The organism is Vibrio sp. MMG023 (assembly GCF_021654215.1).
Taxonomy (GTDB): Bacteria; Pseudomonadota; Gammaproteobacteria; order Enterobacterales; family Vibrionaceae; genus Vibrio; species Vibrio jasicida.
The window spans coordinates 226,056-237,488 of record NZ_JAKFZP010000003.1; the positions used below are offsets into that span (position 1 = coordinate 226,056).

10 protein-coding genes are annotated in these 11,433 nt (G+C 44.8%); 6 read left to right on the plus strand and 4 right to left on the minus strand.

All coding sequences use genetic code 11. From position 1 onward, the window contains the following. The first annotated feature begins 8 nt into the window (after positions 1-8). The 5 genes from clpX (at position 9) to L1076_RS10760 (ending at position 6,754) form a co-directional block, all read left to right on the plus strand. The gene (gene clpX, locus L1076_RS10740) at positions 9-1,289 is read left to right on the plus strand and encodes an ATP-dependent protease ATP-binding subunit ClpX (RefSeq protein ID WP_038865557.1); all 1,281 of its coding nucleotides are present in this window, start codon (positions 9-11) and stop codon (positions 1,287-1,289) included. Positions 1,290-1,419: 130 nt separating this feature from the next. Further along, positions 1,420-3,771, plus strand: coding sequence for an endopeptidase La (gene lon, locus L1076_RS10745; RefSeq protein ID WP_038865555.1), 2,352 nt, complete (start codon positions 1,420-1,422; stop codon positions 3,769-3,771). A gap of 191 nt (positions 3,772-3,962) precedes the next feature. Next, positions 3,963-4,235, plus strand: a complete 273-nt coding sequence (locus L1076_RS10750; RefSeq protein ID WP_005430934.1) for an HU family DNA-binding protein — start codon at positions 3,963-3,965, stop codon at positions 4,233-4,235. A 214-nt stretch (positions 4,236-4,449) separates the two neighbouring features. Then, the gene (ppiD, locus tag L1076_RS10755) at positions 4,450-6,309 is read left to right on the plus strand and encodes a peptidylprolyl isomerase (protein ID WP_038865553.1); all 1,860 of its coding nucleotides are present in this window, start codon (positions 4,450-4,452) and stop codon (positions 6,307-6,309) included. 145 nt (positions 6,310-6,454) lie between these two features. After that, positions 6,455-6,754: a helix-hairpin-helix domain-containing protein gene (locus L1076_RS10760; protein WP_039978302.1), complete on the plus strand. Its 300-nt coding sequence runs from the start codon at positions 6,455-6,457 to the stop codon at positions 6,752-6,754. Between the two features lie 134 nt (positions 6,755-6,888). Here L1076_RS10760 and rrtA read toward each other — a convergent pair whose 3' ends face one another. Continuing rightward, entirely contained in the window at positions 6,889-7,440 is a 552-nt protein-coding gene (gene rrtA, locus L1076_RS10765; protein WP_054756931.1) for a rhombosortase, read from the minus strand. 3 nt (positions 7,441-7,443) lie between these two features. Here rrtA and L1076_RS10770 point away from each other — a divergent pair, with 3 nt between their 5' ends. Next, entirely contained in the window at positions 7,444-8,061 is a 618-nt protein-coding gene (locus tag L1076_RS10770; RefSeq protein ID WP_038865547.1) for a DTW domain-containing protein, read from the plus strand. Between the two features lie 19 nt (positions 8,062-8,080). Here L1076_RS10770 and L1076_RS10775 read toward each other — a convergent pair whose 3' ends face one another. From L1076_RS10775 to L1076_RS10785, 3 genes are all read right to left on the minus strand, one after another. Continuing rightward, entirely contained in the window at positions 8,081-9,415 is a 1,335-nt protein-coding gene (locus L1076_RS10775; protein ID WP_237303598.1) for an anti-phage deoxyguanosine triphosphatase, read from the minus strand. A gap of 3 nt (positions 9,416-9,418) precedes the next feature. Next, entirely contained in the window at positions 9,419-10,003 is a 585-nt protein-coding gene (gene yfbR, locus L1076_RS10780) for a 5'-deoxynucleotidase (protein WP_042604605.1), read from the minus strand. A 114-nt stretch (positions 10,004-10,117) separates the two neighbouring features. After that, complete coding sequence (locus L1076_RS10785) at positions 10,118-11,332, minus strand: pyridoxal phosphate-dependent aminotransferase (protein ID WP_005437583.1); 1,215 nt, start codon at positions 11,330-11,332, stop codon at positions 10,118-10,120. Positions 11,333-11,433: the final 101 nt, after the last annotated feature.

The following is an 11,433-nucleotide window of genomic DNA, read 5'->3' on the forward strand; positions in this document are numbered from 1 at the left end:
GTTAGCGAATGACAGATAAAAGCAAAGAAAGTGGCAGCGGCAAATTGCTGTACTGCTCTTTCTGTGGCAAAAGTCAGCACGAAGTTCGCAAGCTAATCGCAGGTCCGTCAGTTTACATTTGCGACGAGTGTGTCGACTTATGTAACGATATCATTCGCGAAGAAATCAAGGATGTTCTCCCTAAGAAAGAATCTGAGGCGTTACCAACGCCAAAACAGATCCGTGAACACCTTGATGACTATGTGATCGGACAAGATTACGCGAAAAAAGTGCTCGCAGTTGCGGTATATAACCACTACAAGCGTTTACGCAATGGTGATACAACGAGTGAAGGTGTGGAGCTTGGTAAGAGTAACATCCTTCTAATTGGTCCAACGGGTAGTGGTAAAACACTGCTTGCTGAGACGCTAGCTCGATTCTTGGATGTGCCATTTACAATGGCTGACGCTACCACACTAACCGAAGCTGGTTACGTAGGTGAAGACGTTGAAAACATCATCCAGAAGCTTCTGCAAAAATGTGATTACGATGTAGCTAAGGCTGAACGCGGCATTGTATACATTGACGAAATTGACAAGATTTCTCGTAAAGCTGAAAACCCATCAATTACGCGTGACGTATCTGGTGAAGGTGTTCAGCAGGCGCTACTAAAACTTATTGAAGGTACGGTTGCATCGGTTCCACCACAAGGTGGTCGTAAGCATCCACAGCAAGAATTCCTACAAGTGGACACGTCTAAGATCTTGTTCATCTGTGGCGGTGCATTTGCTGGCCTAGATAAAGTGATTGAGCAACGTGTAGCAACAGGTACTGGTATCGGCTTTGGCGCAGAAGTGCGCTCTAAGAACGAAACCAAAACCGTCGGTGAACTATTTACTCAGGTAGAGCCTGAAGATCTAGTGAAATACGGTTTGATTCCTGAGTTTATTGGTCGTCTACCAGTAACGACAACGTTAACTGAGTTAGATGAAGAAGCGTTAATTCAGATCCTATGTGAGCCGAAGAACGCACTAACCAAGCAATACGCAGCATTGTTCGAGCTAGAAGACGCTGAGCTTGAGTTCCGTGAAGACGCACTACGTGCTATCGCTAAGAAAGCAATGGAGCGTAAGACAGGTGCTCGTGGTCTACGTTCAATTCTAGAAAGCGTTCTGCTGGAAACCATGTATGAACTGCCATCAGCGACGGACGTAAGTAAAGTCGTGATTGATGAATCAGTCATTAATGGTGAATCAGAACCACTGCTTATTTACAGCAACGCCGACAGCCAGGCAGCTGGAGCAGAATAAATTCAGCCATGAATAAAAAGGAGGTAAGTAATTACCTCCTTTTTTTATTTCTCTTATTGAATCCAAATAATTAGACCCCATATACTTCGTTAAGTAATACGTTAAACGTGAAAGCGGAAGAGAGAATTATATGAACTTGGAACGTTCCGAGCGTATCGAGATCCCGGTATTACCTCTACGTGACGTAGTGGTCTACCCACACATGGTTATTCCATTGTTTGTTGGTCGTGAGAAATCGATTAGTTGTCTAGAAACGGCAATGGAAACAAACAAACAAGTTCTGCTTGTGGCACAAAAGCAAGCTGATACTGACGAGCCGACGGTTGATGACCTATTTGAAGTAGGTACGGTTGCAACCATTCTCCAGCTTCTTAAGCTACCTGACGGCACAGTTAAAGTGTTGGTTGAAGGTCAACAGCGCGCGAAAATTAACCACTTTAAAGAAAGCGAATTCTTCCTAGCAGAGGCAGAGTTTGTGGTTACGCCTGAGCTTGAAGAGCGTGAGCAAGAAGTGATTGTTCGCAGTGCGATCAACCAATTCGAAGGCTTTATTAAGCTAAACAAAAAGATCCCACCAGAGGTGCTTACCTCACTAAATGGTATTGATGAAGCAGCTCGTCTTGCAGACACCATTGCTGCGCACATGCCTCTAAAGCTGGTGGACAAACAGCAAGTACTTGAAATTGTTGATGTGACTGAGCGTCTTGAATTCCTTATGGGTCAGATGGAATCAGAAATCGATCTTCTTCAAGTCGAAAAACGCATCCGTGGTCGCGTTAAAAAGCAGATGGAAAAATCTCAGCGTGAGTACTACCTGAATGAGCAAATGAAAGCGATTCAGAAAGAACTTGGCGAGATGGAAGATGCTCCTGACGAGTTCGAGACCCTGAAGCAAAAGATCGATGAATCGAAAATGCCTCAGGAAGCGCGTGAAAAGACAGAACAAGAGCTGCAAAAGCTTAAGATGATGTCTCCAATGTCAGCAGAAGCGACAGTGGTGCGTAGCTACATCGATTGGATGGTGAGTGTGCCATGGGCGAAGCGTTCAAAAGTTAAGAAGAACCTTGCGAAAGCAGAGGAGATTCTAAACGAAGACCATTACGGTCTAGAGCGTGTTAAAGAGCGTATTCTTGAATACTTGGCGGTACAAAACCGTATCAACAAACTGAAAGGCCCTATCCTTTGTCTTGTTGGTCCTCCTGGTGTTGGTAAAACATCCCTAGGCCGCTCTATTGCTGCTGCTACGGGCCGTAAATACACGCGTATGGCACTGGGTGGTGTACGTGATGAAGCGGAAATTCGCGGTCACCGTCGTACATACATTGGTTCATTGCCGGGTAAGCTCATTCAGAAAATGTCGAAAGTTGGGGTGAAAAACCCACTATTCCTTCTGGATGAGATCGACAAAATGTCTTCAGACATGCGTGGCGATCCGTCTTCAGCACTGCTTGAAGTACTAGACCCAGAGCAAAATAACGCGTTTAACGATCACTACCTAGAAGTCGATTACGACTTATCAGATGTGATGTTCGTTGCAACGTCGAACTCGATGGATATTCCTGGTCCTTTGTTAGACCGTATGGAAGTGATTCGTCTGTCTGGTTACACAGAAGACGAAAAGCTGAACATCGCGAAACGTCACCTTGTTGACAAGCAAGTTCAACGTAATGGCTTGAAACCAAGCGAAATTATTATCGAAGACTCAGCGATCATTGGCATCATTCGTTACTACACGCGTGAAGCGGGTGTGCGTAGCCTAGAGCGTGAGATTTCTAAGATCTGTCGTAAAGCAGTGAAGAACATCCTGCTTGATAGCAGCTTGAAATCAGTTACCGTGACAATGGAAAACCTAAAAGAGTACCTAGGTGTTCAGCGTCATGACTTCGGTAAAGCGGACGATAGCAACCGTATAGGTCAAGTAACGGGTCTAGCTTGGACACAAGTTGGCGGCGACCTACTGACCATCGAAACTGAATCAATGCCGGGTAAAGGTAAGCTGACGCAAACGGGTTCACTTGGCGACGTAATGAAAGAGTCGATCCAAGCTGCAATGACCGTTGTGCGTTCACGTGCCGAGAAACTGGGTATTAACTCTGACTTCTACGAAAAACGAGATATCCACGTCCACGTACCTGAAGGTGCAACACCAAAAGATGGCCCAAGTGCGGGTATCGCAATGTGTACTGCACTTGTTTCTAGCTTGACGGGTAATCCTGTAAAAGCAGAAGTGGGTATGACGGGTGAAATTACGCTTCGCGGTGAAGTTTTACCTATCGGTGGCCTAAAAGAGAAGTTACTTGCGGCACACCGCGGTGGCATCAAAACGGTACTGATTCCAAAGGACAATGAGCGTGATTTGGAAGAGATTCCAGAAAATGTTATCGCTGATCTGAAGGTTATCCCTGTACAGTGGATCGACGAAGTTCTTAAAGTTGCACTAGAGCAAGACCCGACAGGCGTTGAGTTTCCGTCTCAAAAATAGTGATGTGCAGCAAAAATAAGTAAAACTTTACGCTGATAGGCTCAAAAAGGCTTGTCAGCGTTTTTTTTGGAAGCTAAGTTAAGTTCGATAGCTTCCAGCCCTTGAAGGATAAGGGGTGGGGCATATTTTTTAATTATGGAACGAAACGTCATCACAAAAATAATCACAGATGACACAAAGGGGAAATCACAGTGAATAAAACTCAACTAGTAGAACAAATCGCAGAAAACGCAGACATCTCTAAAGCATCAGCTGGTCGCGCTCTAGATGCATTCATCGAAGCAGTAAGTGGTACGCTTCAGTCTGGTGACCAAGTTGCGCTTGTTGGCTTCGGTACTTTCAGTGTTCGCACTCGTGCAGCACGCACAGGCCGTAACCCAAAAACTGGTGAAGAAATCCAAATCGCAGAAGCTAAAGTACCTTCTTTCAAAGCTGGTAAAGCTCTAAAAGACGCTTGTAACTAATTCTTTGCGTCGATGACGCAGAGCTGGTTCAGCGAACGGCCATTGCATAGTTTTTGTTCAAACAGTCAGATTTGTACAAAAATTTACAAACTAAGAGCCGAACTTTCTTAAATTATGCGCATCCTACTGATGCGCATTTCTTTTTCTGATATTATCGCGACATTACATTTTCTATTAGAAGCAGTCGGCTTCAATTGTGGAGAGCAGTTAAATTATGATGGATCGACTACGCGAAGGCGTGAATAGCATCGCGGTCAAAATTATCCTTGGACTTATCATTCTATCTTTCGTATTTGCAGGTGTAGGTAGCTACATTGTTGGTGGTAACAACAACTCTGCGGCGAAAGTAGGTAATACCGAGATCGCTCGTGGTGAGTTCGAAATGGCTTACCAAAATGAGCGTAACCGCATGCAAGCTCAATTGGGTGACAACTTCTCTCAGTTGCTAGCAGACCCTGCATACGTTGAATCTTTCCGCAAATCAGTTCTAGATCGTATGATCAACGATGTGTTGCTTGATCAACAAGCTGAAGCACTAGGTCTACGCATTAGCGATGCTCAAGTACGTAGCATGATTCTAGACATGCCTCAGTTCCAGTCTAACGGCCAATTTGACCAAGACATCTACCAAGCTTCTTTGCGCCGTGCTGGTTTCTCTCCAGATTCATTTGCAGAGTACATGCGTCGTGAATTGGTTCGTGAGCAACTGCTTAACGCTCTACAAACCAGTGAGTTCACTCTACCAGGTGAAGTTCAGTCAGAAGGTAAGCTGTTCACACAAACTCGTGACGTTCGTACTGTGACTATCGACTTAGCTGAGTTTGCTAAAAAAGTAGATCTTACTGATGAAGAAATTCAAGAGTACTACAAAGCAAATCCAGATATGTTTACTCGCCCAGAGCAAGTAAAAGTCGCTTACATTGAACTATCAGCTGAAGCACTGAAAAAGCAAATCCAAGTTTCTGACGAAGAAGTTAAGAAATACTACGATGATCACCTAGACAAATACTCTTCAGAAGAGCAACGTCGCGTCGCACATATCCTAGTTGAAGGTGATGATGAAGCGAAAGCACAAGCCATTCTTGATGAACTTAACGGTGGTGCAGATTTCGCTAAGCTAGCAGAAGAAAAATCTGACGACTTTGGCAGTGCTGAAAACGGCGGCGACCTAGGTTGGATTGAGCGCGATGTAATGGACCCTGCATTCGAAGAAGCGGCGTTCGCACTTAAGAACCCTGGTGACGTGACTGGTCTAGTGAAGTCTGACTTTGGCTACCACATCATCAAGCTTGAAGAGCTTAAAGACTCTGTTGCTAAGCCTTTCTCTGAAGTCGCAGCTGAAATCAAACAAGAGATGGTTGACCAAAAAGCAGTTGATCAATTCTACGAGCTACAAAACGAGCTAGAGAAAGTGGCGTTTGAATTCCCTGACTCTCTAGACGACGCTTCTAAAGCGGTTGGCCAAGAAGTGAAAACGACAGACTTCATTTCTCAAGTTGACGCGCCTGAAGTGCTTAAGAACCAAGCAGTAATGCAGGCGATTCTAAGCCCAGAAGTGAAAGAAGATGGTCTAAACTCTGAAGCAATCGAAGTCGCGCCTGAGCACATCATTGTTGTTCGCGTTGAAGATGCTCGTGACGAGACCGTACTTCCTCTAGACGAAGTGAAAGACCAAGTGGTTGCTGAGCTATCTCGCGTTAAAGGTGAGCAAGGCGCAATCGAACTAGGTACGAAAGTGGTTGCGGCGCTTAAAGAAGGCAACACGGCTATCCTTGCTGAAAACAATCTAACGTTTGGTGAGCAAGAAACCGTAGACCGTCGTTCTCCACTGGCGAGCACAGTATTTGCTATGGCGAAACCAGTTGATGACAAGCCTGTATACGGTCAGTCAAAAGACCTTGCTGGTAACATCGTGGTTATCGAGCTTGATGCTGTGAAAGCTGAACTAGATGCTTCTTTAGAAGAGCAAGTAGCAATGCAGATGCAACGTGCTTCTTCACAACAAGATCTTACTTCTGTTATCGCAGTACTACGCGCAAACACTGACATCGAGTACTTTGTTGTGAGCAACTAAGCACTACGAATGTAATTTGCATGTTAACTAAAACGGGTCGCATTAGCGGCCCGTTTTATTTTTATCTGAAGTCACTTCAATGCCGTGCTCGGTTTATCTAGAGTAGTCAGTACTTTGACAAGATAACTCAGGAGGAGCACTCAATATGAAATGGATGTTAACGCTGTGCTTAATGCTATTGACACCAGTGGGATGGGCGGCCGGCGGTGAGACAACAAAGTCGAAATCGTCGAAATACGAAGGTATTGAGATTACTGTTAATGTGAATACCGCTTCAGCGGAAGAGATCGCGACATTACTTAATGGTATTGGCGAGAAGAAAGCCGAACAGATAGTAGAGTATCGTGAAGAGCACGGTCCATTCAAAACGGCAGCGGACCTAAGCAAAGTGAAAGGCATTGGGGAAGCAACGGTGAAGAAAAACCAAGAGCGAATTTTGCTGTAAATACATTTTGGCCATTGAAAAGCGAAGTTTCTGTTTCCTATTACTGCTTTCCCGAACCAATCCTCATTACCGGTTCGGGATTTTTTATTTGGTCAGATTTAAATTTGAGGAAGTCCAAAGATCGCTTATCTGGTTTAACCAAAGATCCGGCGATGCATTAACTTTTCCAACCAAGCCATGCCTAAACCACCAATTGCACCAAATAAATGAGCGTCAACCGCAACACGTGCGCCAATCATAGCTGCAGTACTAGTGGAGGGGCCGTAGAATTGCTCCCACGCGACTTTTGCAATTAAGCCACCTACCAACACCAAACTGCTTCTTCTGCCGTCGAAAACCTCACTGAGCGCCCAGAAACCAAAGAGTCCATGCAATACACCTGACAACCCGACATAAACTGACATATTGGTAAAAAGATTTATCGCACCGACAAATGAACAAAGAATCAAAAATACGATGGTGAAGTTACGTGCTGTCGGTCGAAAGATAAAACCAATAACCCATAATCCAGCGAGATTCATGCCGAGATGAGCAAAGTTGGTATGCGTGAGATTTCCTGTTACGATTCGCCACCATTCGCCATGGCGTATATTGTAAGCATGCCATTCAGTCAGACTTGCCATGGGTTCGAATTGAAGAATTAAACAGATAACGCTGATGATGCTCAGCAATGTATAAAGGTTCACTCTATGTCTCGTTATTGTTCTCAGTGTGGAAAATCGCGCAAAGCCTGTATTTGCCAATGGATTGTACCGCTAGCAAGCGAGGTTGAACTTATCATTCTTCAGCATACGAGTGAAGAACATCGTCCTCTTGGTACGGCACGGATTCTCAATTTGAGCCTAAATCATTGTACTTGCCTGATTGGAGAAGACTTTTCTGACAGTGCGGCCTTGAATGCGTTGCTTGAAGATGAAACCTACCAACATTTCATTCTTTACCCTTCAGAGCAATCGTTGTGCCTTTCAGAATTGGCGACGGTTGCAGAAGTGCCCGATAAGAAAACACGTTTAATCTTACTCGACGGTACTTGGAAGAAAGCCTACAAGATGTGGCAACTGTCGACGAACCTTCATACTATCCAGACGGTTAAACTACCGGAAGACTTACAAGGTCATTATACGATTCGTAAAGCGCCTTCTGATAACAGCTTGTCGACGGTAGAAGCGGGGTTTCATGCGCTCTCGTTACTTCAACCTAGCAAGGATCTTACTCCTTTGTTGATTGCTTTTGAGAAGATGATTGAATTTCAAATCGCCCAGATGCCTCCGGGCGTATTTGAGAAGAACTATCTGAAAGGTGAGTAGCGAATCTATAGAGCATTCTCTATAAGACAATTGAAGAAAACAACTGACGGTGCAGCTTCTGTGCATGGCCGTCGGTCATCGCTGAGATGTAATCTGCAATGACGCGCATTTTTGTACTCTCATCCATTGCTTCTTTCCAAAGTTCTTGAGTGTGTTTGGGTAGCAAGCGTTCAGGATCTGCACTGAGCGCTTCAAATAAATCCATGATGATTTGCTGGCCTTTGTATTCAACAATCTGTACTTGATGAATTTGAATCACATATTGGCTCACGAAGTGTTTCAATGCTTCTAGTGCTTTTGCCATATGAGGTTCTAAACAGGCGTTCCAAGCCAGTAAGTGGTTATTGAATGGCTCATCAACTACTTTGATTGAGATACTCGTCAATAGGGCGTTAACCATGCCACCAATCGCGTCTTTACGTCGATGATGTTTACCACTAAACAACATTTGACCGATGGAACCGATGTGTTCTTCAAACCAAGGGTCTCCGCAATCGGCAAGCTGGCTTGCTGCCCCTTCTTGCCACTGCTGTCGAGTTACCATACCAAGCACAATGGCATCTTCTAAATCATGTACGCCATAGGCGATGTCGTCCGCTAGCTCCATGATTGAGCAGTCCAAAGACTTAAACCGAGTTTTACAGTGCTCCAAGTCTGATTCAGGGCGGCAACGCATTTGGCTTAATAGTGCTTTGTCGTTTTCGGTCAGTGGCGCAATGACCCAATCGAATAAATCCTTATCGCAATCATAAATGCCTTTTGCAGGGCTCCAATCTTTGGCTTTGAGTTTGCGTTGATGCTCAACCGGGTCCGGTAGGCGTGTGGAGCGTGTTTGACTAAGCAGAGCTGGGTACTTTATTAAACCGAGTAAAGCGCGACGTGATAGGTTCATGCCGAAGTGCTCGGTATAAGGTTCAAGCTTGGTGACGATACGGAAGGTTTGAGCATTGCCTTCAAAGCCGCCGTGATCACGCATCATGTAGTTTAAGGCGACTTCACCACCATGCCCATAAGGGGGATGACCAATGTCGTGTGCGAGACACAATGAATCGATCAAACTGTCTGAGGGCAGTAAGTCTCGGAATTCCGGTTGTTTCTTTTTCAGTTGAGCGACAATGCCTGTGCCCAGTTGTGCCGCTTCAAGGGAATGGGTCAAACGGGTACGGTGGAAATCTTCTAAGCTGTTGCCATGCACTTGGGTCTTCGCTTGTAAGCGTCGAAATGCTGCAGAATGCAGAATGCGTGCACGATCACGTTGATACGGGCTACGATGGTCATCGCGGCGGATTTTATGTTCATCATCATGGCGTTCTTGCCATAAAGCGTTTAATTCAAATGACACATTTCTCTCCATCAACTAGCTAATTTCATCCAGTGATAATTCAAAACTTGGGGCAAAGGTATGAAGGAAGTATTCCATTTCCGGTGTTTTGCGTTCTTGCAATGTGATATCTAAGCGTTTCTTTGCCAAGGCAAATTCGTGGTTACCTGCACTGAGTTCTTCCAAGCATTTAAGGTACGCACAGATAGAATCTGCTTGCTTAACGATTTTAGCGTCTTCTTCATGAGCGGAATGCGAGAGCAAGTAGGGTGCGAAATCATCTTGAAACTCTTCAGGTAACATCGAGAGCAGTTTTTGTTCTGCCGCTGCTTCAATCTTCTTATATTCTTTAGAAATTTCAGGATTGTAGTACTTAACGGGGGTCGGTAGATCCCCAGTGAGTACTTCACTCGAATCATGGTACATGGCGAGTATAGCGATACGTTCAGGGTTTAGTATACCGCCGAATTTTTTGTTTTTAATTAATGCTAGGGCATGCGCTACGAAGGCAACTTGTAAGCTGTGTTCAGAGACATTTTCTGGCGAGACTGAGCGCATCAGTGGCCAGCGTTGGATGAGTTTCATTCGGGCCAAGTGGGCGAAAAAATGGCTTTCTTTCATTGCACTCTCCTATGTACCGATCCCACAAACCGTTCGTAAGTGACATTGGTATTTGATACGAAAAAGGAGCTCACTGGGAGCTCCTCTAAGCATATGAGAGATCAGCAGTAATTACTACTGGCTATACGTTGATAGGAAACGCTCAAAGCGGCCAATCGCGGTTTCGAGATCTTCTACGTGCGGCAGTGTAACAATACGGAAGTGATCCGGTTTCGGCCAGTTAAAGCCAGAACCTTGTACCAGAAGTACTTTTTCTTGCTTCAAGAAGTCGAGCACCATTTGTTGGTCATTCTTAATGTTGTACATCTTGGTGTCGATTTTCGGGAACAAATACATCGCACCTTTCGGCTTCACACACGAAACACCAGGGATCTGGTTGATCAGTTCGTAAGCTCGGTTACGTTGCTCAAGCAAACGACCACCCGGCAAGATCAGCTCATTAATACTCTGGTAGCCACCCAATGCGGTTTGAATCGCATGTTGCATTGGTACGTTGGCACATAAACGCATCGAAGAAAGCAGTTCTAAGCCATTGATGTAACCTTGTGCTAGATGTTTAGGACCCGTTAGGAACATCCAACCGCCACGGAAACCACAAACGCGATACGCTTTTGAAAGACCGTTGAACGTCATTACCAATACATCTTCTGTTAGCGTTGCAACCGAGGTGTGTGTCGCGCCGTCGTAAAGGACTTTGTCGTAGATTTCATCAGCGAAGATGATCAGGTTGTGTTGGCGCGCAATCTCGATAACTTCTAATAGGAAATCACGACTGTATACCGCACCTGTTGGGTTGTTCGGGTTGATAAGAACAATACCACGGGTTTTTGGCGTGATTTTCTTTTTGATGTCTTCAAGATCTGGGTACCAGTCTGCCCCTTCATCACAGATATAATGCACAGGTTTACCGCCAGACAAAGCAACAGATGCCGTCCAAAGCGGGTAGTCTGGCGCAGGGATCAGCATTTCGTCGCCATTGTTCAGTAATGCTTGCATCGCCATCACGATCAGCTCTGATACACCGTTACCAACGTATACATCTTCAACATCTAACGAACGGATGCCTTTGCGCTGATAGTGCTGCACGACAGCTTTACGCGCCGAATAAATGCCTTTGGAATCACAATAGCCTTGAGAAGTTGGCAGATTACGAATGACATCTACTAGAATCTCATCAGGGGCGTCAAAACCAAATGGGGCGGGGTTACCAATGTTTAGCTTTAGGATTTTATGCCCCTCTTCCTCCATGCGTTTAGCATGTTTGAGTACAGGACCCCTAATGTCGTAGCAGACATTGTCGAGTTTTGACGACATCCCGATATTTTGCATTGCTTAATTCCTAAAAAATCGTTAATTTCTTTATTAAAATACAATAATTTGTTTTTTATTAGAATAAAAATCTGTAAATTATCCGTTTGGTGATTAAGTTT